Annotated in this window: 33 protein-coding genes; 14 read left to right on the forward strand and 19 right to left on the reverse strand. The window is 70.1% G+C overall.

What is annotated here, in order from left to right; genetic code table 11:
• Window positions 1-52: 52 nt before the first annotated feature.
• The gene (locus F4560_RS22745; protein WP_184922986.1) at window positions 53-451 is read right to left on the reverse strand and encodes a hypothetical protein; all 399 of its coding nucleotides are present in this window, start codon (window positions 449-451) and stop codon (window positions 53-55) included.
• Window positions 452-577: 126 nt separating this feature from the next.
• Here F4560_RS22745 and F4560_RS22750 point away from each other — a divergent pair, with 126 nt between their 5' ends.
• Window positions 578-1,330, forward strand: coding sequence for a ChbG/HpnK family deacetylase (locus tag F4560_RS22750; protein ID WP_312869425.1), 753 nt, complete (start codon window positions 578-580; stop codon window positions 1,328-1,330).
• On the opposite strand, the gene F4560_RS22755 is transcribed toward F4560_RS22750, so the two are convergent.
• Complete coding sequence (locus F4560_RS22755) at window positions 1,297-1,551, reverse strand: DUF7711 family protein (RefSeq protein WP_184922990.1); 255 nt, start codon at window positions 1,549-1,551, stop codon at window positions 1,297-1,299. The genes F4560_RS22750 and F4560_RS22755 overlap by 34 nt on opposite strands.
• An 89-nt stretch (window positions 1,552-1,640) precedes the next feature.
• Between F4560_RS22755 and F4560_RS22760 the strand changes: the two genes are divergently transcribed.
• A complete protein-coding gene (locus tag F4560_RS22760; protein ID WP_184922992.1) occupies window positions 1,641-3,941 on the forward strand; it encodes a restriction endonuclease in 2,301 nt (766 codons plus the stop codon).
• Window positions 3,942-3,976: 35 nt separating this feature from the next.
• Here the strand turns inward: F4560_RS22760 and F4560_RS22765 are convergent, their stop codons facing one another.
• Both F4560_RS22765 and F4560_RS22770 read right to left on the reverse strand, forming a co-directional pair.
• Window positions 3,977-4,585, reverse strand: coding sequence for a DUF7711 family protein (locus tag F4560_RS22765; RefSeq protein WP_184922994.1), 609 nt, complete (start codon window positions 4,583-4,585; stop codon window positions 3,977-3,979).
• A gap of 10 nt (window positions 4,586-4,595) precedes the next feature.
• Entirely contained in the window at window positions 4,596-5,387 is a 792-nt protein-coding gene (locus F4560_RS22770) for a class I SAM-dependent methyltransferase (protein WP_184922996.1), read from the reverse strand.
• A gap of 139 nt (window positions 5,388-5,526) precedes the next feature.
• Here F4560_RS22770 and rnhA point away from each other — a divergent pair, with 139 nt between their 5' ends.
• On the forward strand, window positions 5,527-6,024 hold the full coding sequence (gene rnhA / locus F4560_RS22775; RefSeq protein ID WP_246477872.1) for a ribonuclease HI: 498 nt from the start codon (window positions 5,527-5,529) through the stop codon (window positions 6,022-6,024).
• Here rnhA and F4560_RS22780 read toward each other — a convergent pair.
• The 7 genes from F4560_RS22780 to F4560_RS22810 all read right to left on the reverse strand — a co-directional run bounded on the left by F4560_RS22780 (window position 5,968) and on the right by F4560_RS22810 (window position 10,843).
• Window positions 5,968-6,675, reverse strand: coding sequence for a hypothetical protein (locus F4560_RS22780; protein ID WP_184923000.1), 708 nt, complete (start codon window positions 6,673-6,675; stop codon window positions 5,968-5,970). The two genes, rnhA and F4560_RS22780, sit on opposite strands and share 57 nt — an antisense overlap.
• A 15-nt stretch (window positions 6,676-6,690) precedes the next feature.
• Window positions 6,691-7,074 (reverse strand): hypothetical protein, encoded by a 384-nt coding sequence (locus F4560_RS22785; protein ID WP_184923002.1) that lies wholly within the window; start codon window positions 7,072-7,074, stop codon window positions 6,691-6,693.
• 136 nt (window positions 7,075-7,210) lie between these two features.
• Window positions 7,211-7,816, reverse strand: coding sequence for a response regulator transcription factor (locus tag F4560_RS22790; protein WP_184923004.1), 606 nt, complete (start codon window positions 7,814-7,816; stop codon window positions 7,211-7,213).
• Window positions 7,813-8,898 (reverse strand): sensor histidine kinase, encoded by a 1,086-nt coding sequence (locus tag F4560_RS46250; RefSeq protein ID WP_221483615.1) that lies wholly within the window; start codon window positions 8,896-8,898, stop codon window positions 7,813-7,815. The genes F4560_RS22790 and F4560_RS46250 overlap by 4 nt, the downstream gene beginning before the upstream one ends.
• Window positions 8,880-9,221 carry a hypothetical protein gene (locus tag F4560_RS22800; RefSeq protein WP_184923006.1) on the reverse strand — a complete coding sequence of 114 codons (342 nt, stop codon included), beginning with the start codon at window positions 9,219-9,221 and terminating at the stop codon, window positions 8,880-8,882. The genes F4560_RS46250 and F4560_RS22800 overlap by 19 nt, the downstream gene beginning before the upstream one ends.
• On the reverse strand, window positions 9,215-9,604 hold the full coding sequence (locus F4560_RS22805; protein WP_184923008.1) for a hypothetical protein: 390 nt from the start codon (window positions 9,602-9,604) through the stop codon (window positions 9,215-9,217). The genes F4560_RS22800 and F4560_RS22805 overlap by 7 nt, the downstream gene beginning before the upstream one ends.
• Before the next feature lie 90 nt (window positions 9,605-9,694).
• Window positions 9,695-10,843 carry an aminotransferase-like domain-containing protein gene (locus F4560_RS22810; RefSeq protein ID WP_312869426.1) on the reverse strand — a complete coding sequence of 383 codons (1,149 nt, stop codon included), beginning with the start codon at window positions 10,841-10,843 and terminating at the stop codon, window positions 9,695-9,697.
• Window positions 10,844-10,948: 105 nt separating this feature from the next.
• Between F4560_RS22810 and F4560_RS22815 the strand changes: the two genes are divergently transcribed.
• The 4 genes from F4560_RS22815 (at window position 10,949) to F4560_RS22830 (ending at window position 13,948) form a co-directional block, all read left to right on the forward strand.
• A complete protein-coding gene (locus F4560_RS22815; protein ID WP_312869427.1) occupies window positions 10,949-11,872 on the forward strand; it encodes a sigma-70 family RNA polymerase sigma factor in 924 nt (307 codons plus the stop codon).
• A 19-nt stretch (window positions 11,873-11,891) separates the two neighbouring features.
• Window positions 11,892-12,641 carry an alpha/beta fold hydrolase gene (locus F4560_RS22820; protein ID WP_184923014.1) on the forward strand — a complete coding sequence of 250 codons (750 nt, stop codon included), beginning with the start codon at window positions 11,892-11,894 and terminating at the stop codon, window positions 12,639-12,641.
• Between the two features lie 93 nt (window positions 12,642-12,734).
• A complete protein-coding gene (locus F4560_RS22825; protein ID WP_184923015.1) occupies window positions 12,735-13,100 on the forward strand; it encodes an ArsR/SmtB family transcription factor in 366 nt (121 codons plus the stop codon).
• Window positions 13,097-13,948, forward strand: a complete 852-nt coding sequence (locus F4560_RS22830; RefSeq protein WP_184923017.1) for an SRPBCC family protein — start codon at window positions 13,097-13,099, stop codon at window positions 13,946-13,948. Before F4560_RS22825 ends, F4560_RS22830 begins: the two co-directional genes overlap by 4 nt.
• Here the strand turns inward: F4560_RS22830 and F4560_RS22835 are convergent.
• Both F4560_RS22835 and F4560_RS22840 read right to left on the reverse strand, forming a co-directional pair.
• The gene (locus F4560_RS22835; protein ID WP_184923019.1) at window positions 13,936-14,769 is read right to left on the reverse strand and encodes an ADP-ribosylglycohydrolase family protein; all 834 of its coding nucleotides are present in this window, start codon (window positions 14,767-14,769) and stop codon (window positions 13,936-13,938) included. The two genes, F4560_RS22830 and F4560_RS22835, sit on opposite strands and share 13 nt — an antisense overlap.
• A 26-nt stretch (window positions 14,770-14,795) precedes the next feature.
• On the reverse strand, window positions 14,796-15,635 hold the full coding sequence (locus F4560_RS22840) for a LysR substrate-binding domain-containing protein (RefSeq protein WP_312869428.1): 840 nt from the start codon (window positions 15,633-15,635) through the stop codon (window positions 14,796-14,798).
• Between the two features lie 62 nt (window positions 15,636-15,697).
• Here F4560_RS22840 and F4560_RS22845 point away from each other — a divergent pair, with 62 nt between their 5' ends.
• Entirely contained in the window at window positions 15,698-15,898 is a 201-nt protein-coding gene (locus F4560_RS22845) for a type 1 glutamine amidotransferase family protein (RefSeq protein ID WP_221483616.1), read from the forward strand.
• On the opposite strand, the gene F4560_RS22850 is transcribed toward F4560_RS22845, so the two are convergent.
• Window positions 15,850-16,254, reverse strand: a complete 405-nt coding sequence (locus F4560_RS22850) for a winged helix-turn-helix transcriptional regulator (protein ID WP_184923021.1) — start codon at window positions 16,252-16,254, stop codon at window positions 15,850-15,852. The genes F4560_RS22845 and F4560_RS22850 overlap by 49 nt on opposite strands.
• Before the next feature lie 48 nt (window positions 16,255-16,302).
• Between F4560_RS22850 and F4560_RS22855 the strand changes: the two genes are divergently transcribed.
• On the forward strand, window positions 16,303-17,088 hold the full coding sequence (locus F4560_RS22855) for an SDR family NAD(P)-dependent oxidoreductase (RefSeq protein WP_221483617.1): 786 nt from the start codon (window positions 16,303-16,305) through the stop codon (window positions 17,086-17,088).
• 308 nt (window positions 17,089-17,396) lie between these two features.
• Here F4560_RS22855 and F4560_RS22860 read toward each other — a convergent pair whose 3' ends face one another.
• Together F4560_RS22860 and F4560_RS22865 are read right to left on the reverse strand one after the other, a co-directional pair.
• Entirely contained in the window at window positions 17,397-17,960 is a 564-nt protein-coding gene (locus F4560_RS22860; protein ID WP_221483618.1) for a dihydrofolate reductase family protein, read from the reverse strand.
• A 28-nt stretch (window positions 17,961-17,988) separates the two neighbouring features.
• A complete protein-coding gene (locus F4560_RS22865) occupies window positions 17,989-19,035 on the reverse strand; it encodes a DNA polymerase IV (protein WP_184929324.1) in 1,047 nt (348 codons plus the stop codon).
• 56 nt (window positions 19,036-19,091) lie between these two features.
• On the opposite strand from F4560_RS22865, the gene F4560_RS22870 reads away from it, so the two are divergent.
• The 5 genes from F4560_RS22870 to F4560_RS22890 all read left to right on the forward strand — a co-directional run bounded on the left by F4560_RS22870 (window position 19,092) and on the right by F4560_RS22890 (window position 21,445).
• Entirely contained in the window at window positions 19,092-19,499 is a 408-nt protein-coding gene (locus F4560_RS22870) for a helix-turn-helix transcriptional regulator (RefSeq protein WP_312869429.1), read from the forward strand.
• Between the two features lie 23 nt (window positions 19,500-19,522).
• Window positions 19,523-19,933: a VOC family protein gene (locus F4560_RS22875; protein WP_184923025.1), complete on the forward strand. Its 411-nt coding sequence runs from the start codon at window positions 19,523-19,525 to the stop codon at window positions 19,931-19,933.
• Window positions 19,934-20,029: 96 nt separating this feature from the next.
• Window positions 20,030-20,473: a DUF309 domain-containing protein gene (locus F4560_RS22880; protein ID WP_184923027.1), complete on the forward strand. Its 444-nt coding sequence runs from the start codon at window positions 20,030-20,032 to the stop codon at window positions 20,471-20,473.
• Between the two features lie 198 nt (window positions 20,474-20,671).
• Window positions 20,672-20,857, forward strand: a complete 186-nt coding sequence (locus tag F4560_RS22885) for a hypothetical protein (RefSeq protein ID WP_184923029.1) — start codon at window positions 20,672-20,674, stop codon at window positions 20,855-20,857.
• Window positions 20,858-21,007: 150 nt separating this feature from the next.
• Window positions 21,008-21,445, forward strand: a complete 438-nt coding sequence (locus F4560_RS22890) for an SRPBCC family protein (RefSeq protein WP_184923031.1) — start codon at window positions 21,008-21,010, stop codon at window positions 21,443-21,445.
• Between the two features lie 64 nt (window positions 21,446-21,509).
• Here F4560_RS22890 and F4560_RS22895 read toward each other — a convergent pair whose 3' ends face one another.
• The 3 genes from F4560_RS22895 to F4560_RS22905 form a co-directional block, all read right to left on the reverse strand.
• Window positions 21,510-21,743: a hypothetical protein gene (locus tag F4560_RS22895; RefSeq protein ID WP_312869430.1), complete on the reverse strand. Its 234-nt coding sequence runs from the start codon at window positions 21,741-21,743 to the stop codon at window positions 21,510-21,512.
• Entirely contained in the window at window positions 21,740-21,949 is a 210-nt protein-coding gene (locus F4560_RS22900) for a hypothetical protein (protein ID WP_184923033.1), read from the reverse strand. Before F4560_RS22900 ends, F4560_RS22895 begins: the two co-directional genes overlap by 4 nt.
• An 87-nt stretch (window positions 21,950-22,036) precedes the next feature.
• The gene (locus F4560_RS22905; protein WP_184923035.1) at window positions 22,037-23,377 is read right to left on the reverse strand and encodes a helix-turn-helix domain-containing protein; all 1,341 of its coding nucleotides are present in this window, start codon (window positions 23,375-23,377) and stop codon (window positions 22,037-22,039) included.
• Window positions 23,378-23,411: the final 34 nt, after the last annotated feature.

Raw genomic sequence — 23,411 nt, forward strand, 5'->3', positions numbered from 1 at the left:
GCACGCGGGTCGTGGCCGAACCGGGTTTCGCGTCAGGCGAACCTGCGGCCCGTCAACCCCGCTCGGAGGTTCCCCGGTCCGGTTGGCGGGCGAACAGGTCTTCGGGCAGGAAGCAGCCGTAGTCCTGCAATGGCTGTTCGCCCAACACGACTTCGGACATCCATCCGGCGGATGACAGGCCGTCGGGACGGTCGGGGACGCCCGGCGACCGGCGGGAGGGTGGCTGTGGAGGTGGGCCGGCCGTCAGGTCGCCGTGCTCCAGGAGGGCGTACACGGCGTCGGTGACGTCGGCGATCGCCTCGGCCACCTCGGCGTCGGTCAGCCCGGGGTTCATGTCGTGGTGTGCGGACCGGGCGGCAGCGAGGAAGCGGTCCGGGTCTACCACCACCACGTCCCGGCGGGTGCGGATGCTGATCGACATTCCCGCGACAGGGATCCTCGGCTCGTCCACGTCGGCGATCGTAGCCGGCCGGAATTCGGGCGCGGGATTTCTCGGTGGTGGCCCGCACTGCGGGGATGGATCACGACGGTTTCACCCGGTCGAGTGAGTTGCTGGGGTTTTCCGCCTGACGCGCGGGTGCTGATCGTCAACTGCGATGACCTCGGCATGAACGAGGACATCGACGTCGCGGTGGTCGAGTCGATCGAGGTGGGGATCGCCCGTTCGTGCAGTTTGATGGCGGTGGGTCCGTCGGCTCGGCACGCTGTCGACTTGCTCCGACGGCATCCGGGGATCACGTTCGGCATCCACCTCACGCTGGTCCGCGACTCGGTCGCCGATCAGTGGGGTCCGTTGGCGGAGGGGGTGCCTTCGCTGCTGGACGACACGGGCCGGCTGTTCACGGCCGACGAACGTGCCACGCTGCTCGCCCGCGCCAGGCTGGACGAGGTCGAGGTGGAGTTCCGTGCGCAGATCGACGCCGTGGCCGACGGCGGACGTGACGACATCCTCGAACTCACGGGGACGTTGGCGGCCGGGTACGGGCTCGCCGTGCGGGTCTGGCTGGACGAGGGCCGGCGGCGGATGCGGCGGCGGCGCGGACTGCCGGTGACCGACAACCCGTTCCTGGACAGCTTCTCCGTCGACGTCGACACCAAGCCCGCCCGGTACGCCCGACTGCTGCGCGACCTGCCGCCGGGCCTCAGCGAGTGGGCGGTGCACCCGAGCGTCGCCGATCACCGGTCCGGACACGGCGGCTGGCAGGTTCGCCGGTCCGACTACGAGTTCCTGATCTCCCCGCGGGCACGTGAACTCGTCGACGGGGAACAGATCACCGTCATCGACTACCGGCCTCTTCAGGAGGTCTGGGCGTCCAGCACGTCGAGGTAGCCCTCGCTGACCCGCCACAAGGCGTCCGAGACCGTGGTGAGCTTGCCCGGACTCCACCGCTTCTCCTCGTACGCACGGGTCTGGCGGCGCAGTGCCCGCAGGCTCACCGCCAACTCCTCACCCAGCCGCGCACGCAGTTCGTCATCCACGGCCAGTCCGACATCGGCAAGCCCAGGCTCGCGTTCGCCCAGTGCTCGGCTCCGCGCGGCACGCTCAACCACGGCGCTCGATCGGCTATCCCCCACTACAGTTCAACTTCGGCTGGGCCTCCGTACTGTCAGGCGACGAGGAACTAAGGCAGAGTGTGGTCGTGCTCCAAGATCCGACCAAGTGGCGCAGGCTTGTACGCGAGTACTCCGACCTCCACCAACTGCGCGACAACATGAGCCCTCAGGCACGCGGGCAGCGATTCAACGGCCTGATCGCGGAACTCTTCACCACTTTCGGCATTGTCGCCAAGGCGAACCAGCAGAGTGTCGGTGAGCTGGACGTGACGTTCAGCTACGCAGGACGCCGCTTCATCCTGGAAGCCAAGTGGGAGAAGAAGAGCACGGGGACCGGTCCTATCGCCAAGCTCCAACGTCGCGTCGAGCAGCGCATGGTCGGGGTATCCGGTGTCTTCCTGTCGATGCACGGCTACAGCCCGGACGCCTTAGCGGAGGTGGACAAAGGGCGGCGGCTGGACATGGTCTTGCTCGACGGGAACCACTGGGACGCGATGATCAGCGGTTTCATTCCACCGCCGGAAATGCTCGACCTCATCACTGATGCCGCATCTTTTCACGGCCAGGCGCACGCACCGTTGAAAGACTTGCTCACCCCACGGAGCGCCATCCCGAAGCTAAAAATCGGTACGGCACGCAGGTCGGATACCAAGGTTTTTCGATCAATTGCAGAGCACGTGCGAGCCGACATCGTGGTCGAGGACGTCGAATCTCGCCACCTTGGTATCGCCTCCCAGGGCCAAGGCAAACTGCTCGCCACGACAGACGACGGCGTGTTGTCGATTGACCTCGCCGCACAGAAGGCGTACTGGGCCGTTCCCTTGAGTGGCTGCCACGGCAATCCCTTACCGATGGACAGTTCGATCCTATTACACAGGGCCCACGGGGTCGGACGTTATCAGAACGGTGTATTGAAGCCGATACCATCCGGCGCATCGGCCAGCAGGGACCATCAACTCCTCCTTGGCCCGGACAGTTCTCCGTGGCACCTCGATCCCGGCTTGTCGAAAGACGGAAGAAGGACTCCGGCCACGCTTTCCAGACTGGAGGGCGAAGTCGACGGCTCCGCGAACGCGGATGCAACCTCCAGCCTGCCGGACAGAACTACAGGTGCGGCGTGGTTGAACACCGAGCAAATCGTCGTCACCGGTGCCCGGAATTCGATCATCATGTCCGGTTCGGACATTGCGGAACTGACAGAGGCCGTTCCGAGTTCCCACCCGGCAGCACTGACAGTGTTGAGCGACAGATTGATCATGACGCTCGACCACAGCTCGAAGTTATGGGCCACGGACCTGACGACAGAACGTAGAGCAGTTATCGGAGAAGTAGCCGAAAGCGACACCGCGACGGGATGTCTGACCGTCGACGAGGACGGTTCGGTGTACGCAGGGATCCCCTATCGCAACCGCAACGGACTCGTCCGGTTCGCCATCGTACGCCTCACAACCAGGGAATCGTGGCTTCCTCCTCCGAGGTCAACGCCCGAGATCCCGCCAGTCGGGCCCAGTTCGACCTCCGATGCGGAACGCATTTCGCACACTACGCCGGCAGATACGCCAAGTACTCCAGATTCGCTTGATGAGCAGGGGACGCCTGCACCTGATGCGCCAACGCCGCCGCCACGACCTTCTGGTGACAATGCAGCGGCGGCATCACCCCACGACGCCACACAACAGCGGCGACTCGCCGATCAGCGAGAAGGTAACCGCGACGGCTTTTCCTTGACCATGGACCTTCCGCTGTTCGCAGTCGAGGCGGCGATCTCAGCGAACTTCGACCCTATACGCTGGCTCAAGCCGTGGCGGGAAAGGTGGGGACTGATCGCCACGGGTCGGACATCCCCGGACCCCGCTCTGACGAACTGGCTACCCTTGGTCGCCCGATACTTGGGCACATACGCGGCACCGCCCGAAGCAGTCGAATCTCATTTTACGCCGAGCCACGCCTACGTCGCGGGGTTCGGTCATGGCATTCGTGCCGCGTGGGAGGGCGCCACCCGACGGCGCATTGTGCCGAGCGAAGCGGCGACTCTGCACGACTGGCTGCGAAAGCCAGTCGCGATTCAGCACTCCGACGGTGCACCCGTTCGCGGGTCGATGACCCTGAAAGACCTGCGCACAACTGCGATCAAGGACAAGGGAGTGAGCGCCTGGAAGTGGCTGGGCAGGATCGCACTGTGGTCGACCACCATACTTTTCGGCATTGGAACGCTGGTCGCCATAATTTTGTCCCTGACCGACGGCTGGCCGACCAAAACTGTGGCGAACACTGTTGGCGGCCTTCTGTTCTACAGCGTGCCGTTCGCCATCTTGCTCTGGCTCACCGTGCGGGATTGGAGGCGCCGTCGGAGGAGTAAATCCGCCCGGTCCCGGTCGGACCCTTGATTTGATGACATGAGCAGACCGGGCACGGGAAGCCCTCACATGGTTGAGTCACTCGCCCGCCGGGCGTCCAGCACGTCGAGGTAGCCCTCGCTGACCCGCCACAAGGCGTCCGAGACCGTGGTGAGCTTGCCCGGACTCCACCGCTTCTCCTCGTACGCACGGGTCTGGCGGCGCAGTGCCCGCAGGCTCACCGCCAACTCCTCACCCAGCCGCGCACGCAGCTCGTCCGCTCCGGGCGCTGGCAGCCGGGCCTGCTCACCACGTCCGTCCAGGAGCGCCGCCAGGGTCTCCTCCACGATCCCGTCCACCGAATTCCAGACCAGCGCGGGACGGTGGACGACGTGGTTCCAGACCGGCGCGCGCGCCGAACGCCACAGCGGCCTGATCGGGTTCCTCGACATCCGGCTCGCGTTCGCCCAGTGCTCGGCCCCGTGCGGCTCGCTCAACCACGGCACGTCGTCCACGGGGAGGTCGACCACCACGGCGACGGTCACCTGTTCGAGGTCCCGAGGCTCACCCAGGACGTCCCCGACCGCCCACAGCTCCACCACCCGCAACGGATGGATCGAACTCGGCAGGCTCGCCAACTCACCGCACTTGGCCGCCAACTCCTCGACGTGCCGCACCGCTCGTGACCACTTCACCCGCCCATCTTCACGTATCCCGCCGCCCGGTCAGCACGGTGACGTGGACGTGCTCGGTGAACGGCGCGTGCGGCTCCAGCGCACGGCGGACACGGTCGGCGAAGGCGGGGCGCTCGTCCGGCGGAGGCAGTCGGTCGACGGGCAGGGCCGAGAACACACCGCCCACAATGGACTCCACGTCCAAGGTGCCGGTGTAGTCGACGTGGTGCGCGAAGACCTGGAACCCTGCGGCGGCAAGGCTTTCCCGGTAACGCTCCTGGCTCGCGTCATCGGTGCCGCACGCGGTGCCGGCCCGCGTCCCCAGCCACTGCTCCAGGCACTCGCGCAACGCCCGCGACCAGTCGCCGTCCTGCAACCACAGCGGCGTCCCGTTGGTCAGCACAGCCACGCCGCCACCAAGTCTGACCAGCGGAAACGTCGAGGCGAACAGGTCGTCGTGCCGCATCCAGTGCAGCGCCTGCCCGATGGTGACCGCGCCGACCGACCCGTCGCCGAGCACGGCGCGCAACGCGGGCACGTCCGCGTCCGTCCCGATCACCCAACCCACGTTCGCCGCGCCCTGTTCCGCCGCCGCACGTCGGGCGTGCGCCAGCATGTCGGGCTCCGGATCGACCCCGACCACGGCGCGCACCCGCGCGGCGAGCGGCACGGTCACCTGGCCCGTGCCGCACCCGAGATCGACCGCGATGTCGTCGGACGTCAGCCCGAACGCCGCCACGACCGCGTCGAACACCGCCGGCGGATAACCCCGCCGATACCGGTGGTAGAAGTCCGCCACCTCACCCGCGAATCCCAGTGCCATGCGGACAGCGTGCCGACGGGCGGCGGGCTGCGGAAGGCGATTGCGCTCTCGGCGCAACGCAGAGTGACGTGAGGTCGGCGGCGAGGCGTGCTCAACGCCGTGTCCCGGGTGGCCGGATCGGCTCGGTATGTTTCGCCGCATGGAGCAGGTGGTGGAGATCTACACCGACGGCGCGTGCAGCGGGAATCCCGGGCCGGGCGGTTGGGGCGCGGTGTTGCGGTACGGGACGCACGAGCGGGACCTGTTCGGTGGGGAGTCGGAGGCCACCACCAACAACCGGATGGAGTTGATGGCTCCGATCCGGGCGTTGGAGACGCTGAAGCGGCCGTCGGTGGTGCGGATCTACACCGACAGCACGTACGTGCGGAACGGGGTCATGTCGTGGATGGCCAAGTGGAAGACCAACGGGTGGCTGACGTCCGCCCGGCAGCCGGTCAAGAACGTCGACCTGTGGCAACGCCTCGACGCCGCCGCGACACCGCACCAGGTGGAGTGGCACTGGGTGAAGGGGCACGCGGGGCACCCGGAGAACGAACGCGCGGACCGGCTCGCGGTCCGCGGCGTCCGGGCTGCGGCGGAGTCAGATCTTCGGGCAGACGTCGTACATGACGCGGAAGACCCGGGACCTCTCGGGTGACTGCTGGCCGGGCGGCAGGTCGAAGTACTGCTTCGCCGCCTCCACGCAGGTGGTGAGCAGGTTGTTGTCGGTGGTGAGGGCGGTTTCGCGGGTGCGGTTGGTGCCCAGGGCCCGGTCGAGTTCGTCCTGTCGGCCACGGACGTCGGCGAGGCCCCGCTCCCGGTCGGCGCGGGTGGCGGCGGCGGCGTCCCGGTCGGCTCGTTCGCCCAGGTAGAGGAACGTGAAGACGGCGGTGGCGAGGGCGAACACGGTGGCCATCACGGTCAGCACGACGATCGGCGCCCGGCTTGGGGTGGCGGGCTGGGGCTGCCGGCCAGTGGACTGGAGCGGCGGCTGCAACGCGGGGAACGGGTTCGACGGGGTGGCGGGCTGGGGCTGGGGGCCATCGGGCTGGAGTTGGGGCTCGAATGCCGGCGCCGACTGCGGCAGGGTGGCGATCTGGGGCTGCGGCGGCAACATCGGGAACAGCTCTGGTGGGGCAGCGGGCTGGGGCTGCGCGGCGACAGGCTGGGGCTCGGACGCCGGCATCGGCTGCGGCGGGGTCGGCTGGGCTGTCGGCACGGTGGCGGGGTGGGCCGAGGGCAGTGGCTGTGACGTCGGGAAAGGTTCCGGCGGGGTGGTGGGCTGTCGGTCGGCTTCGGGCGTCGTCATGCGAGTGCTCCCAGCTCAGCAGTTGTCCGTCGCGCGGGTGAAGGCGGGGCGCAGGGCGGCGTCGTCCTCATCCCTGGCCGCGATGATCATGTCCTTGGTCGGCACGGCGCACTTGCGCAGTTCGGCGTTCTGCGTCTCCAGCCGCGAAATCCGGTTCCCCACCTCGTCGTTGGCGGTGTCCGTCGCGGCGAGCCGATCCTCGGCCTCACTGAGCGAAACGCTCGTCCGGTCCAGTTCCTGGACCTCCAGCCCGTGCTCCTCCCGCGCTCCGACGAACAGCACGACCGTCAACACCGACGCGCCCAACAGCACCACGACGAGCACGGCCAGCAGCACCACCGCCGGACGGGCGCCGGTCGGCGGGCGCGGCGACGGGATCGACTGCGTGTGGTCGGTCATGTGGCCCCCTCTTCCCTTGTGATGCTTGGAAAGTAGGGACGCCGGGCACCCTGTGCCAAGGCTCGGGCGGGCGGAAACTTCCGCTACCTGCCGAGGGCCGCGCCGAACCGGTCCCCGGACCGGGCCGGACCGGGGATCAGAGCCAGCCGTTGTCGTGCGCGGTCAGGTAGGCGTCCGAACGGCTCGTCGCGCCCAGCTTCGCCACCGCCGCCGACAGGTGGTTGCGCACCGTCCCCGCGGACAGGTGCGTCCGCCGCGCGATCACCGCCACCGGCGTGTCGTACTCCGCCAGCCGCAGCACCTCCAGCTCACGCGGCGTCAACGGACACGGTGGCGTGGTCAGCGCGTCCGCCGCCAAAGCGGGGTCGACGTACCGGGCGCCACCGTGCACGCGCCGGATCACGTCGGCCAGCGTGCCGCCCGGCGAACCCTTGGGCAGGAACCCCTTCGCCCCGGCCGACAGCGCGCGCTGGAGGTGCGGCGGCTTGCCACGCCCGGTCAGGATCACCACGGCGCACGACGGCAGGGACGACGCCAGCGAAGCGGTCACCTCGAACCCGTCCAGCAACGGCATCTGGAGATCCACCACGGCCACGTCCGGCCGGTGCGCCAACGCCTCGCGCACCGCCTCCCGACCGTCAGCGGCCTGCGCGACGACCTCGAGGTCCGGCTCCAACCCGAGCAGCGCCGCCACCGCGACCCGGATCAGCTCCTCGTCGTCGGCCAACAGCACCCGTATCACGACCGCACGGTCGCCACCAGCGTGAACACCCCGTCCTCCTCCCCCGTGCGCAACGACCCACCGACCTCCGCCAACCGCTCGGCCAGCCCGCCCAACCCCGACCCGTGCCCCCGCGCGCCGGTCGCGCCGTCGTTGGCCACGGTCAGCCGGACGTCGTCACCGTCGACCACGACCTCGATCGTGCACCACCGCGCCCGGCTGTGCCGCAACACGTTCGTCCCCGCCTCCCGCAACGCCCACGACAACTCCCGCGCCGCCGGCGGCAACGACGACGGCACGGACACCGTGCACCGCACCCCCGACGAGGTCAACACCTGCTCGATCGCCGAAGCCTGCTCGTCCAGCTCCACCGCCCGGTACCCGTGCACGGCCTCACGCAGGTCCGCCAACGCCGACGCCGCCAGCTCCCGCACCTCCCCCGCCTCCGCACCGGCCCGCGACGCGTCCACGTCCGCCAGCCGTGCGGCCAACTCCGCCTTCAACGCGATCACCGTCAACCGGTGCCCCAGCAGGTCGTGCACGTCCCGCGCGAACCGCAACCGCTCCTCGATCACCGCCAACCGCGCCCGCGCCTCACGTCCCTGCTGCGCCTGCACGACCAGGTCCCACAGCCACACCGGCAGCACGTGCATCAACGCCAACCCGACGCCCACACCACCGGCGATCACCAACGCCCGCAACGGTTCCGGCGACAGCACCACGGCGACCACGACCACGAACGGCGCCATCACCCACCACCGCCGCACGAGCACCGGAGCCGTCCCGACGAGCGACGCGCCGACCCACGCCCACGTGTCCCACCGCCCGACCGCGACCGGTGCCAGCAGCGGCACCGACAACAACGACGCCACCACGAAAGCCGCGTCCCACGGCGCCCGCGCGACCGGTGTCACCGCCGCGTACAGCACCCCGGCGTGCGCCACGCTGAACAAAACGACGCCCACCAGCCCGAGCACCTGCCAGACCGGCCGAGGTTCGAGCAGCACGCCGATCCCCGGCCCGGTCAGGCTGGTCGACCACGCCACGCCCAACGACACCAGCGTGAGCACCCTCGCGCGCCGCATCATGCGCGGTGCCGCCACATCACCAGGACCATGGCCGGCAGCATCAGCACGTGCCCGGCGGTGAGCAGGGCCGACGCCGACACCCAGCCCGCCCAGAACGGCCCGAGCAGCACCAGGAACGGCACGTACATCGCCGCGCCCATCTCGACCACCTCCCGCCACGGGTGGCGGCGGAACCACATCCACAGCGACATCCCGACCGTCATGTCGGTCGCCATCACCATCGCCGCGACATCGCCCCGCGCGAGCACGTCGGAAGCCACCACCAGCCCCCACACCGGGTCGAGCAGGACCATCCCGACCACCATCGCCACCAGCATCTCCACGAAGTGCCTCACCATGCCAGCGACACCCCCACGAACGTGTCGACCACGATGCAGCCGAGGGACCACCAGGTCGGCACGACGAGCCGGGCGCGGAAGTGCACGAGGTCCCACGCGGCGTGCGCGAGCCACCCGGCGGCCACCACGTAGCGGCCGACGTCGGGGTCCACGAGCAGCGCGACCGTCGCCACCGCACCGAACGCCACCACGCCGCCGAGCTGCACCAACGCCACCCGGGGACGCTTCAGCTCGCCCCGCACCAACCCGATCACCAAGTACGCCAGAGCGCACGCGACCAGGCCCCACGTGCCGAAGCCGGTCCAGTCGTCATCGCCGTCGGCGATGATCGCGATGCCCAACGCGGTCGACACCGCGAGGGAGAGAATCGAAGTCCGTTCCATGGGAACCACGTTGGGGCCGGCGACGCGCAACTCCCACCCTCGCGGTGTCACGACAAACCCGTGCGAAACACACGGGTGGGCCATGAAGCGTCAACGCAGGACGGTGGCCAGCCTGCGCATGCCTTCGGCGATGTCGTCCGGCGTGTTCGTGGTGAACGACAACCGCAGCGTCGACCGGTCCGGCGTCGTCGCGTAGAACGGCGCACCGGGCACGAACGCCACGTCCCGCTCCAACGCCGACATCACCAGCGAACCCGTGTCCACACCACCCCGCCCAATCCCGTCGGGCAGGGTCACCCACACGAACATCCCGCCGTCCGGATCGCTCCACCGCGTCCCGGCGGGCACGGTCGACGGCAGCGCCGCGATCATCGCGTCCCGCCGCTCCCGGTACGCCGCGCACAACCCCCGGATGTGCTCGTCCAGGTCGTTGGCCTTCAGGTACGCCGCCGCCGCGGCCTGGTCGATGGTGGACGTGTGCAGGTCCGCCGCCTGCTTCACGATCACCAGCGTGCGCATGAGCGACTCGGGCGCGCGCAGCCAGCCCAGCCGCATGCCCGGCGCGCCGACCTTGGAGAAGCTGCCCGCGTACAGCACCCGGTCGCTCAACGTGGCCAGCGACGGCACCGGCTCGCCGCGGTAGCGCAGCTCGCTGTACGGGTCGTCCTCGACCACCCACAGGCCGTGCCGGTCGGCGAGCGCCGCGATCTCGACCCGCCGCTCCAGGCTAAGGGTCCGGCCGGTCGGGTTGGCGAACGTCGGCACCAGGTACAGCAGCTCCGGGCGTTCCCGCTCGATCACGTCGGCCAGCGCGGCCGGGTCCATGCCGTGCTCGTCACCGGCGACGGGCACGATCCGCGCGTCGGCGAGCTGGAAGCACTGCAACGCCGCCAGGTACGTCGGCTCCTCGACCGCGACCACCGCGCCCGGCTCCAGCAGGGCGGTCACGACCAGCGTCAACGCCTGCTGCGAGCCGCTGGTGACGAGCAGGTCGTCCACGCCGGTGGCCAGGCCGCGCCCGGTCAGCCGGTCGGCGATCAGGACGCGCAGGTCGACGTCGCCCTCGGTGGGCGCGTACTGGAGGGAACGGCGGGACAACGCCTGGTCGAACGCCGTGCGCAGGCCGTCGACGTCGAACAGCTCGGGCGCGGGCAGGCCGCCGGCGAACGAGATGACCTCGGGGCGGGCGGTGAGGGCGAGCAGGTCGCGGACGGGCGAACCGGTGAACGTGCGCGGCACGAGGGCTCCTCGGATCATTCGAGCGGAAGAGTTCACGCGGTCGTGCCACGCATGATGTGGGTCGCACCGGGGTCGAGGCGCCGGAATTCATCCTAACGTGTGGGGGTGGACCTGGAAGCGCATCGCGTGGAGCTGACCGGCTACTGCTACCGGATGCTGGGCGGGCCGTTCGAGGCCGAGGACGCCGTGCAGGAGACGTTCGTGCGGGCCTGGCGCACGTTCGACCCGGGGCGCGGGTCGCTGCGGAGCTGGCTGTACTCGATCGCCACGAACGTGTGCCTGGACATGCTGCGCAGCGTTCAGCGGCGTGCGATGGCGATGGACCTGACGTCGCCCGCCGCGATCGGCACACCGCTGGGCGTGCCCCTGCCGGACGCGACGTGGGTGCAGCCGATGCCGGACGCGCGGGTGCTGCCCGCCGACGAGGTGGCCGAGGGGCGCGAGTCGGTGCGGCTGGCGTTCGTGGCCGCGTTGCAGCACCTGCCGCCGAGGCAGCGGGCGGTGCTGATCCTGCGGGACGTGCTGTGCTGGCAGGCGTCCGAAGTGGCCGAGTTGCTGTCCACCACGGTCGCTTCGGTGAACAGCGCGCTGCAACGCGCACGGGCGACGCTCGCCGACCGCAAGCCCGAGCCGTTGCAGCCGTTCGACAAGGCGTTGCTGGAGCGGTACACGACGGCGTTCGAGCGGCACGACGTGGAGACGTTGGTGGCGTTGCTGCACGAGGACGCGACGATGACCATGCCGCCGTTCTCGTGGTGGCTGCGCGGGCGGGCCGACATCGCGACCGCGCTGTCCTACGGGGACAGTGGCTGCGAGACCGCCCGCCTGGTCCCGACGTGGGCCAACGGCGTGCCGGCGTTCGGCCAGTACCGGCCGGGCGAGGACGGCGCGTACCGGCCGTTCGCGCTGGTGCTGGTGGAGTTCTCGGGTTCCCTGATGGTCGGTTCCACCACCTATCTGGGTGATCATCTGTTCGGATTCTTCGGTCTGCCGATGATTTTGTCGCACCCCTCCCGTACGAGTAGGTGAGACCCACGGGAGGAACTTGATGTACGAGACGGTGAACAGCGTGCGCACCTGGCACGAGGTGCGTGGCGAGGGCGAGCCGCTGGTGTTGCTGCACGGCGGCTTCAGCGACTCGCGGGACTTCGAACCGAACCTGGCCCGGCTGGCGGACCGCTTCCGGGTGCACCTGGTGGACCGCCGGGGCCACGGGCGGACGCCGGACGTGCCAGGGCCGGTGTCGATGGACATCCTGACGAACGACGTCATCTCGTTCCTGGAGCAGGTCGTCGGAGGCTCCGCGCACCTGGCGGCGTACAGCGCGGGCGGCGTGGTGGCGCTGGGCGTGGCGCAGCGCAGACCGGACCTGGTGCGGCGGCTGGTGGTGCTGAACACGGCCTACGCCAAGGACGGCTGGATGTTCCTGCCGGCGCCGGGCGGCGAGCTGCCGGCCGAGATCGCCGACCGGTACGCCGAGGTGTCCCCGGACGGGCGCGACCACCTGCCGGTCGTCGTGGACAAGTTCGCCCAGGCGGCGCACGACCCGGAGGTGGTCGACCTGGGCGCGATCACCAGCCCCACGCTCGTGCTGGGCAGCGACGACGACATCGTCCACCTGGAACACACGGTCGCGCTGTACCAGGGGATCCCGAACGCGCAGCTGTGCGTCCTGCCGGGCACCTCGCACCTGATGCTGTTCGAGCGGCCGGACCTGTGCACGACCCTGGTGGCCGACTTCCTCACCACCACCCCCAAACCGCTCATGCCGATCCGCCGGGCCGAGGTGGTCGCCTGACGCCCGCCGAGGTCGCCTGACGCCCGCCGAGGTCTCCTGAGGTCTGCCGACCGAGGTTGACACCGCATATGCCGTGCGGGCTATATTGCCGTAATGGCATCTACCTTCGCCGTGCTCGCCGACCCGCAGCGGCGGCGGATCCTGGACGTGCTGCGGGACGGCGAGCGGCCGGTCAACGACCTGGTCGACGGCCTCTCGGTGAGCCAGCCGACGGTGTCCAAGCACCTCAAGGTGCTACGGGAGGCCGGTCTGGTGGAGGTGCGGAGGGACGCGCAGCGACGCCTCTACCGGCTGCGGCCGGGGCCGTTGGCCGAGGTCGACGCGTGGCTCGCGCCGTACCGGCGGATGTGGGAGGAAAGCCTCGACGCCCTGGAACGCCGCCTGGACGCGATCGACCAAGGGGACGACGGGACCGACCACACGGAGGACAGCGACGACAGGAAGGACGGGGACTCATGAGCACCGAGCTGCGGCGGATCGACGGCAAGCCCGTGCTGAGGTTCGAACGGGTGCTCGCGCACCCGCCGGCCAAGGTGTGGCGGGCGGTGACCGAACCGGACGAGTTGGCGCACTGGTTCCCGGCGGCGGTGGCGATCGACGGGCGGCAGATGACGTTCTCGTTCCCCGACCAGGTCGCCACCGGCGAGGTGCTGGAATCCGACCCGCCCAAGGTGTTCGCGTTCCGCTGGAACACCGACGTGCTGCGGTTCGAGCTGGTGCCGCACGAACGCGGCTGCCTGCTGGTGTTCACGCACGTCCTCGGCGACGAGCACGGCGCCGGGCGCAACGCCGCGGGCTGGGACACGTGCCTCGCAGGCCTCGAAGCCCGGCTGGCCGACCGCCCGTTCGAGCCGCCCGCGGACATGCTCGGGCCGATGGAGCGGTACATCCGGGAGTTCGGGCTGGACGAGGGCCGGCTGGACGGCGGCGTGGTGCGGTTCGTCCGCGACCTGGTCTGGCGTCCGCTGGACGAGGTGTGGGCGCTCCTCACCGAGGACGAAGACGGCGTGCCGACCCGCGCCACGAACCCGCACGTGCCGGCCGGCCCGGTCGTCGAGCGCACGCCGCCGCGCGTGCTGGCGTTCGACTCCCCCACCGGACGGGTGCGCTGGGAGTTCCGGCACGACCCGGACCAGGGCACAACAGTCGAACTGACGCACGCGATCAACGACCCGGCGTTCGCGCCGCAAGCGCTTGCGGCCTGGCACGCGCACCTGGAGCTGTTCTTCGCGGCGACGTTCGGCGAGATCCGCTGCCCGTGGCCGGCGGACCGGGTCGCCGAACTGCTCGACCACTACAGCAGCTGAGCGTCCATGCGGGCGAGGTGGTCGCGGCCGTAGGGCCCGTTCTCCAGCCCGTCCACCAGCACGGCGGGCAGGTCGGCGCGGATCTCGGCGGACCGTGACGCGGCGGCGAGGGCGACGGTGGCGACCGTGTCCACGTCCCCGGTGAAGGCGACGCACTCCCGCAGCACGGAGCTCAGCGAGCCGCCGGCGGACAACGCGGTCAACGCCGCCCGCACGCTCATCACGCCCTTCGACCCGACCTTGCCCCGCCAAGGCTGTGCCCACACGTCCGAGCCGAGCCGTTCGGCGATCCACGAGCCGACCGACGCCACCGGCCCCAACCCGTAGTGGCAGTAGTGCACGGCCAGCGCCGCCGCCCGCGCCGCCGCGACACCGTCCGGCGTGTCGTGGGTGACCTTGGCCTGCACGTCGGTGTGGTGCAGCACGTCGGCCACGGTGGGCAGCAGACCGGCCGGCGCGGCCCGCATCGCCGCACCGCTCTTGTCACTGTCCGGACGGATGCGCTCCAGGAACTCCGCGCCGGTGTGGACGGTCTCCAAGAACGCGTGGAAACCACGCGCGTAACCCTCGCGCGGGTCGCGGTGGAACGCGGTCACGAACGCCGACGCCACGTTCTCCGGCGTCCACGGCGCACCGGACACCCGCAGCTCCGCCAAGGCCAACGTCATCTGCGTGTCGTCGGTGTACGCACCGGGCCGGATGCCGAGGTGACGGGGGTGCTGCACGTACCCGGCGAGCGTGTTGTGACCGGCTACCAGGGACCGGTCGGCGTACTCGAAGCCCGCGCCGTACGCGTCCCCGATGGCCAGTTCGACAAGCATGCCGCAAACGTTATAGCCCACCCCAGTCACGCGAGCGGGCCATCAGGTGGCCGTGCGCCAGCGCCACGGACGGGTTCGCCAGCCCACCGACCCTCGTGACCAGGAACAACGTGTTCAACGGCGGCCTGGTGCGCCAACTCGACCGAGCCAGCCGCCAGCGCCGGATCGGCCAGGTAACGCGGCAACGCCGACACACCGACACCCGCGACCACCGCCGCCGGCACCGCCCGCAGGTCCGGCACGACGACCGCGACCGGGTTCGGCGGACGGCGGCCGAACTCGCTGCGCCAGTACCGCCGCACGATCGGCAACTCCTCCGCGTACGCAACCAGCGGCAGGTGCGCCAACGCCCGCACCGGGTCGACCGCCAACAGGGAACGGTCGATCGTGCGCACCAACGTCGGCGCGCCGACCAGCACGAACTCCTCGTCCACGAACGGCGTGGCGACGAGCGCGCGGTCGGTGGGCCGCACCGACGACACCACCAGGTCCAGCCGGGCGTTGGCCAGCGCGGCGAGCAGGTCGTCGGCCAGACCGAGGGTGATCCGCAGCCGCAGCCCCCGCGTGGTCAGCGGCGCCAACGCGGGCAGCACCCGTGCGGCCATCAGTTCCACCGCCCCCGCCAAGTGCACCGTGCCCGCGTACGCCGCACGATCGTCCACTTCGGACAGCGCCGACCGCAGTTCGTCCACGTGCGCGCCGACCCGCCGTGCCAGCTCGTCGGCCCGCGAGGTCGGCGTGACGCCCCGGCTGGAACGCACGAACAGCGGCTCGCCGAGCTCCCGTTCCAGCCGGGCGAGGTGCCCGCTGACCGCCGGCTGGGTCAGGCCGCGACGCTGGGCAAGGTCGTCGGCGCGCTGTGCCACGAACCGGCAGGACTGCTGTCGGCGGTGCGCCAGGACGGCACGTTCGCGTTCGCCGGCTGACCGTGTTCACCGACGAGGAGGAACGCCAGGGCGGCCTGGCCGTGCCGTACCTGGTTGAGTCGCGGCTGCGCGAACTGGGCGCCGTGCCCGAGACCGGGCCGGCGTGGTCGAGCACGGTCGTCGTGGACGGCAACCTGGTCACCGGCCAGAACCCTCAGTCCAGTGTGGACACCGCGCGGCGGGTGCTGGACGCGTTGTCGTAACGGGAGCGCGCGGCTTCGATCACCGAGCCGTGCTCCAGCACCCACTGTCCCAGGGGGACGACGAGGTCCAGCAGGGAGCGGCCCAGCCCGGTCACCGCGTACTCCACGCCGGCGGCCTTGCCGGGCCGCACCTCGCGGCTGACGAGCCCGTCGCGTTCCAGTTGGCGCAGGGTGCGGGTGAGGATGCGGCGGCTCAGCTCGTGCACGGCGCGGTCCAGCTCGTTGAAGCCGTAGGGGCGTTCGGCGAGCAGCGCCAGCACAAGCAGACTCCACTTGTCGCCGACCCTGGCCAACACGTCCCCGACCCCGCAGGCAACACGGTCGGCCGGGGTGACCGGCACGGAGACCAGTGACATGGATGTGCCTTCTTTCGTGTCGTCGCGCCACGATCCAGGCTTCAGGTTATGGCGAACGCGGTGATCACGGGCGGCACGAACGGCATCGGGAAGGCACTGGCGGCACGACTGGCGAGCGAGGGGCACCGAGTGGCGGTCGTGGGCCGATCGCCCACCGCCCCCAAAGGCGTCGAACTGATCCGCGGCGACCTCAGCACAGTAGCGGGCACGACAGCCGTCGCCGACGAGGTGGCAGCAAGATTCGACGTCGTCGACCACCTAGTGCTGGGCGCGGGCCGTTTCAACCCCCGCCGAGTCGTCACCGCCGACGACCTGGAACACACGTTCGCACTGCACGCAGTGAGCCGATTCCTACTGGTAGAACGACTACTACCAGCACTCCCCACCACGGCAGTGGTCGTGAGCGTGTGCGGCGTCGCCGGCCTGCGCGGACCAGGCATCCAATGGAACGACCTGGCACTGACCAGCAAGTACCGCCCGTTCCGGGCAGTCAGCCAAGCGGCCCGCGCCGCCGACCTGCTAGGCGCCGGCTTCGCAGACCGCCACCCGAACAGCGCCATCCGCTACGTGCTGCACAACCCGATGTTCGTGAACAGCGGCCTAGGCACGCAGGTCGGCGGCCTACGCGGCAAGGCACTGGACGCAGTGGCCCGACTATTCGCCCGAAACGTCACCGACGCAGCAGCCCAAGTCCACCAATTCCTGACCAACCCGCCCACCACGCCCCTAACCGCGTCACGAGCAGGCACCCCGATCAACCTAAACAGACCTGAATTCGACCAAACCACCGCCGCCCACCTCTACACCGTCATGGACAGCATCACCGCACGATAAGCACGTCACGCCCCCCTTCACTACCACGTCACGCCCCCTTCTCCACAAGGAAGGGTTTCGTGTCATCCCGCCGACCTGGCAACGCCCAACCGCGCGTGTCAAGGGGGCACCTCCCCGCCCACAGGAACGATGGGCTGGAACGGCCCCCTTGACACGTGTGGTTGCCCTTGTGGAGGTCGGCGGGATGACACGAAACCCGAACCACGCTGGCACGTGAGTAAACGTCCAAACCCGGTCATCCTGCTGATCTGCCCGTCCGGCGAGGACTCTCTTGCTCTTGCTCTACTGCTTTGACGCTTCGCTTTACATCACTTCAACACGCGGAACCGAAGGTGCACCACATCATCCGCCTCAGCCACCGCGATCCGCTCCAACTCGGTCGGCTTCAACCCGTCCAGCAACCGCGCCCCGCCACCAAGGAAGACCGGCACCAACTGAAGCCGGATCTCGTCCACCAGCCCCGCACGCAACACGTGCTGAGCAGACTCCGCCGCCGCCATGACGAGCACGTCCTTGTCCCCCGCCGCCTCACGCGCCTGACCGACAGCACTCTTCGGCCCGTCCGTGACGAACGTGAAGGACGCCGACTTCATCGCCAACGGCGGCCGCCCCTCGTGGGTCAGCACGAAACTCGGCACCGGGAACGGCGTGTCCTGCCAGAACCGCAACCCCAGGTCGAACGTCCTTCGCCCCAGCACGACCGCGCCGACGGTCGCGGCGAACTCGGCGTCACGGTCCGAGCCCTCGGCGAACATCCACTCGTGCAGCCGTTCACCGCCCTCGCCCATCGGGTGGTCGTCACTCGGATTCGGCCCGGCGCTGTACCCGTCCAACGACACAGAACCGTTCAACACCACTTTGCCCACAGTCATCGCCCCCATACAGTCATCGCACCCGCAGTCATTCCCCGCTGAACTCCACACGCACACCCAGCAGACGCACGGCGCGAGTGTCCTCGAAACGCGCCAACGCCGCCACGGCAGCATCCTCGATCACTTCCGTCTCCAGTGTCGCCGCTTCCATCGTCTCCGCGTCCAGCGAGACCCCCCGCGTGTAGGTGAAGAACGGCACGAACCGCACCTTCACCACCACCCGCACCACCGTCCGCCCCTCCTCGCGCACGTCCTCCACCACCCGCCGCGCGATCAGCCGCACCTGCTCGCGGATCTCCTCGGGGTCGGTCAGGTCGTGCTGGAACGTCGTCTCCCGGCTGCGCGACTTCGCCACCCACGGCGTCGCGGTGACGTTCGTGTCGCCCGCGCCCAACGCCAACTGCCGGAAGTGCGGCCCCATCGCCGGCCCGAACCGCGCGGCCAACACGTCGAGATCCGCACGCGCCAACTCCTCGACCGTCCGCACGTCCAGAGAAGCGAGCTTGGCCGCCGTGCGGGCACCGATGCCCCACAACGCGGTCACCGGCCGTCCGGCCATCACCTCGACCCAGTTCTCCCTGGTCAGCCGGTACACGCCGGCGGGCTTGGCGAACCCGGTGGCGAGCTTCGCGCGCAGCTTGTTGTCCCCGACGCCGACCGAGCACTCCAGCCCGGTCTCCGCCTTCACCGCCCGCCGGACGGCGAGGGCCAGCGCCTCCGGGTCGTCCGTGCGGGCGCCCAGGAACGCCTCGTCCCAGCCGATCACCTCGACCACCACGGGCAGCTCGCGCAGCACGTCCATCACGTGCGCGGACACCTCCTCGTAGGCGGGCGCGTCGGACGGCAGGAACACCGCGTCCGGACACTTCTTCTTCGCCAGCCGCAACGGCATCCCGGAGTGGACGCCGAACTCCCTCGCCTCATAGGACGCGGTGGCCACCACGGCGCGTTGCGTCGGGTCGCCGGCTCCTCCGACGACCACGGGCCTGCCTCGCAGCTCAGGCCGGCGCGCGATCTCGACCGCCGCGATGAACTGGTCGAGGTCGACGTGCAGGACCCAGTCCTGTTCGGACACGCCCGCCGGTTCCTGTTCGGACACGTCAGCCAGTATCGCCGTGCCATGCTGTTCGTGTGCGACCGGAAGAATTCGCCCATCTGCGCCGGGCACGCGACCTGATGGACCGCGAGTACGCCCGTCCGCTGGACGTGCCCGCCATGGCCCGCACCGCGCTCATGTCGCCGTCGCACTTCGCCCGGCAGTTCAAGCTGGCCTACGGCGAGACGCCCTACAACTACCTGATGACCAGGCGCATCGAACGCGCGAAGGCCCTGCTGCGACGGGGTGGCCTCACCGTCACCGAGGTGTGCATGGAGGTCGGCTGCACGTCGCTCGGCTCGTTCAGCTCGCGGTTCACCGAGCTCGTCGGCGAGACGCCCAGCGCCTACCGGGCCCGCCGCCACGACGCGGTCGCCATAGTGCCCGCGTGCTGGTCCAAGGCCGTCACCCGACCGAGCAGATTTCGAGAAGCACGCGCCTGACCAGCGGGCATAGGTTCACGGGCATGAGCATCAGGATTTCCCACACGTTCCTCCAGGTTCGCGACCAGCAGGAGGCGCTGGTCTTCTACCGCGACGTGATCGGCCTCGAAGTGCAGATCGACGCCCCGGTCGAGGAGTACCGCTGGCTGGCCATGGGGTCACCGGACCAGCCCGGCGTCCAGCTCGTGCTGGAGCACCCGGAGATGGGCCGGCCGGCGGACGACGCGGTCGCGATGAAGGAGCTGATGGCAAAGGGCTCGCTGGGGTCGGTCATCTTCCAGGTGGACGACTGCGACGCCACATTCGAACGGGTCCGCGCGGCGGGCGGCGAGGTCATGCAGGAGCCGATGGACCAGATGTACGGGGTGCGGGACTGCGCCTTCCGCGACCCGTCGGGCAACCACATCCGCTTCTCCGGTCCGATCAAGGCCTGACCGTTTCCATCAACGGCTGACCGTTCGATCAGGGGCTGGCCGTTCGATCAAGGGCTGGCCGTTTCGCACGGACGTCGTTCGTGACACGATCAAGACGTGTCGACCAGCCCGCGCGACCGCGATGAGCAGGGCCGGGCCCGCAACGCGAGACCGCGTGACGGGCTCGGCCGTCCGCTGCCCTACGGGACCCCGGGCGTCGAGCGGCAGCCCGAGGGTGTGCCGCGCACGCCCGCGGAGGCGTTGGCCGAGGCGCAGCGCCTGCTCGACCTCGGCCGCCCGTTCCACGCGCACGAAGTGCTGGAGGACGCGTGGAAAACGGCGCCCGAGTCCGAACAGGAGCTGTGGCGCGGGTTGGCGCAACTGGCCGTGGGCATGACCCACTCCCTGCGAGGCAACGCGTCCGGCGCTTCGGCACTGCTGGGCCGGGGGGCGCGCAACATCTCGCCGTATCTACAAGACCCGCCGCACGGGGTGGACGTGGCGGGCCTGCTGGCCTGGGCCGCGTCGGGCACCGGCGTGCCGCGGCTGACAGTGGGATAGCACCGTGTTGATCCGGCCTTACCGGGAATCGGACCACGACGCGGTCGGCGAGATCTGCGCGCCGGCGTTCGTGGCGGGCAACGGCGAGCGCACCCCGAGCCGTTGACCTACCTGGTGCTTCAAGTTGGGCCGAATGCCTGCTTGGGGGACGTCGCGGCGGGGTAACTGGTGAGTAACCACCCCCACCTGGAGGCACCAGTGCTAGCCATCATCGCCGCGGTCATCTTCGGCCTCGCCCTCCTGCTCGACCTGGCGAACGCGTCGTTCGGCACCGTGCTCGACGGCGGGACGCTCCTGATGGCCGGACTGCTGTGCGTGGCGCTGCACCTCGCGGGTGTCGGCGCCGGGACGAAGGCGCTCAGCTTCCGCCGCCGCCGCCGCTGACCCTCTCCACCGGCGTTGCCCCGCTCCACCGGGCTCCGCCCGGTTGCCCCGCACCGCCGGGCGCGACCCCGCTCCGCCCGGCTAACCCGCTCCGCCGCCGCCGACCCGCTCCGCCGGGTACGCCCCCGCTCCCGGGTGGACAATCGACCGGTGGACGTGTCCGCGAGTCGAGTGATCCCCCGACCACCGGAGGTCGTGGCGCGGTACGCCATGGACTGGCGCCACGACCACGAGTGGACGCAGGGCATCAAGCGGGCCGAGTTGAGCACGCCCGCGCCCGGCGGCGGGTTCGGTGTCGGCGCGGAGGTGACGCGCACCGCGCACTTCCTCGGCAAGAAGATCGACTACGTGCTGCGGGTCCTGGCGCACGACCCGCCGACGCTGCTGGAGATGAAGTCGGTCGCCGGACCGTTCCCGATGCACGTGACGTACCGGTTCGACCCGGCCCCGGGCGGCGGCACGTCGGCCTCCATCCGCATCCGCGGTGACGCGAGCCGGCACTACCGGCTGGTCGGTCCGCTCATGGCGCGGTTCGTGCGGGCCAACATCCGCAAGGATCTCCGGGACCTGGCCCGCCACCTCAGTTGACGACTCAAGTCCGCGGCGGCTGACGACTCAGGTCCGCGGCGGCTGACAACTCAGGTCCGCCGACTCAAGTCCGCGGCGGCGGCGCGACGAGCAGGCACGCCACGCACGGCATGCCCTCCGGCTCGGGCAACAGCTCCGCCGAACCGACGTCGATCCGTTCACCGCACAACGTCAGCAGCGCCGACTGCGTGCCGTCCGGCAGCGGCACCAGGTGGCAGGACCGCTCCCACTCGCCCTCGAACCCACCCCGCTTGCGCACGAGCAGCACCGGGTCGTGGGAGCGCTGCGAGAAGTTCACGAGGACACCAGTTCGTCGTCGGTCACGACGCACACCACGGCGTCCGAGGTCGCGTAGAAGTCCAGCCAGTACGGCCCGCAGTGCTGCCTGACCTCGATCTGCTGCCTGACCTCGATCTGCCTAACCTCGATCTGCTGCCTGACGTCGGTGTGCCGGTCACCGGCAGCGTCCTGGGACGTCGGCTCCGTGGCTTCCGGTTCGATCACTCTTCCATCGTGCTTCGTGACCGCCGGGTAACCCAGCGTCGACGGCCGATCGGCCGGGCCGTACCCGGAAGTCGCATAGGGATCGGTTCAGCGGATCTCGCGGACCAGCTCGGCGACGTCCGGCGCCCCTTCCCACTTGCCGAGCTTGCCCAGCTCACGCAGCACCAACGAGGACTTGGTGACGCGGGCGTTGTCGAGCGCCTCGTACGCCAGCGACATGGCGTGCTCCTGTTCACCGGCCATGGCGTGCGCGTGGGCGAGCTTGGCGATGTGCACGCCCTGCTCCCACGTGCACAGCTGCCGCCACACGCGGTCCTGGACGTCCCGGTAGACCTCGATCGCACGGGTCGGCTTGCCCAGCTGCAACCAGCTCGCCGCGCGTTCCATGTCGAAGTGCTCGGCGGTGGCGCAGTAGCCGATCCAGTACTCGTCGTCGGTCCGCGGCGACACCCGCTCGAACTCCGTGCGCGCCGCGTCCAGCCGGTCCATGCAGGACGCCTCGTCGCCCGCCACGGACAGGGCGCGCGCCTCCTGCCGGAACGCGAGGGCGCGCACCATCGGGCCCAAGGCCTGCTCGCGGCAGGCCGCGCGAACCAGGCCGACCACGCGGTCGACGTCGCCGTCGGCCTCCGCCAGCTGGGACATCCGCACGTAGGAGTAGGCGACGACGTCCCGGTCGTCGGCGGCCTGGCCCTGTTCCAGCGCGCGGGTCGTCCACTGGATCGCGCCGCGCGGGTCGCCGATCTCGTCGTGCATCCAGCCGAGGAATTCGGCGTAGGTGGCGGCGATCACGAGCAGTTCCCGACGCTGTTCACCGCGCGCCGAGCGCCTCAGCACCTCGATGAAGTCGTACATCCCGCGCGCGATGGGCAGCAGGGCGCGGGAGCTGCGCCAGTTGTGCGCGTCGTTGATGATCCGCCGCAGCGACCGCAACCAACTCAGCGCGTCGTCCGCGATAGCGCCGCCGGACCCGCTGGACCCCCCGTACACGGCCGCGCTGGTGAGCGCCACGAGGGTGTCGACGTCGACACCGACCACGCCGTTCAGCAGGTCGGCGAAGCCGGGCGCGAGGCGCGTGACGTCGGCCGCGTCCATCGGAAGCGTGTTGTCGGACAGGCCGAGCAGGTGCGCCGGGATGCCCAGCAGACGCTGCAACGGCCGCAGCACGCGCAGGTCGTAGGAGATGTTGCTGCCGGACTCCAGCCGCGAGATGGCCGACTGGGAGAACCCGGCGAGCGAGCCCAGTTCGCCTTGGCGCAGCCCGTGCGCCCGCCGTGCCACCGCCACGACCGCGCCCGGCGACTGGTTGCGGACCGCCTCCCGCACTTCGCGGCTCTTCCACAGCGATCGGGGCAACGGCGGCAGCGGCGCCTCCGGGACGACCACCGCGGGCCGGCCCGTCGTCGGGTCGGTGCGATCGAGTGCCATGACCACATCCTTCCGCACAGACCCCGCATCCTGG

The organism is Saccharothrix ecbatanensis, from assembly GCF_014205015.1.
Lineage (GTDB): Bacteria > Actinomycetota > Actinomycetes > Mycobacteriales > Pseudonocardiaceae > Actinosynnema > Actinosynnema ecbatanense.

Bases quoted from the DNA above. Each gene is read 5' to 3' on its own strand.
- F4560_RS22830 (WP_184923017.1), top strand. From the start codon at position 13,097: ATGAGCACCGAGCTGCGGCGGATCGACGGCAAGCCCGTGCTGAGGTTC.
- F4560_RS22785 (WP_184923002.1), bottom strand. From the start codon at position 7,074: ATGACCGACCACACGCAGTCGATCCCGTCGCCGCGCCCGCCGACCGGC.
- F4560_RS22820 (WP_184923014.1), top strand. From the start codon at position 11,892: ATGTACGAGACGGTGAACAGCGTGCGCACCTGGCACGAGGTGCGTGGC.
- F4560_RS22850 (WP_184923021.1), bottom strand. From the start codon at position 16,254: ATGTCACTGGTCTCCGTGCCGGTCACCCCGGCCGACCGTGTTGCCTGC.
- F4560_RS22825 (WP_184923015.1), top strand. From the start codon at position 12,735: ATGGCATCTACCTTCGCCGTGCTCGCCGACCCGCAGCGGCGGCGGATC.
- F4560_RS22875 (WP_184923025.1), top strand. From the start codon at position 19,523: ATGAGCATCAGGATTTCCCACACGTTCCTCCAGGTTCGCGACCAGCAG.
- F4560_RS22805 (WP_184923008.1), bottom strand. From the start codon at position 9,604: ATGGAACGGACTTCGATTCTCTCCCTCGCGGTGTCGACCGCGTTGGGC.
- rnhA (WP_246477872.1), top strand. From the start codon at position 5,527: ATGGAGCAGGTGGTGGAGATCTACACCGACGGCGCGTGCAGCGGGAAT.
- F4560_RS22780 (WP_184923000.1), bottom strand. From the start codon at position 6,675: ATGACGACGCCCGAAGCCGACCGACAGCCCACCACCCCGCCGGAACCT.
- F4560_RS22905 (WP_184923035.1), bottom strand. From the start codon at position 23,377: ATGGCACTCGATCGCACCGACCCGACGACGGGCCGGCCCGCGGTGGTC.
- F4560_RS22800 (WP_184923006.1), bottom strand. From the start codon at position 9,221: ATGGTGAGGCACTTCGTGGAGATGCTGGTGGCGATGGTGGTCGGGATG.
- F4560_RS22860 (WP_221483618.1), bottom strand. From the start codon at position 17,960: ATGACTGTGGGCAAAGTGGTGTTGAACGGTTCTGTGTCGTTGGACGGG.
- F4560_RS22770 (WP_184922996.1), bottom strand. From the start codon at position 5,387: ATGGCACTGGGATTCGCGGGTGAGGTGGCGGACTTCTACCACCGGTAT.
- F4560_RS22835 (WP_184923019.1), bottom strand. From the start codon at position 14,769: ATGCTTGTCGAACTGGCCATCGGGGACGCGTACGGCGCGGGCTTCGAG.
- F4560_RS22855 (WP_221483617.1), top strand. From the start codon at position 16,303: ATGGCGAACGCGGTGATCACGGGCGGCACGAACGGCATCGGGAAGGCA.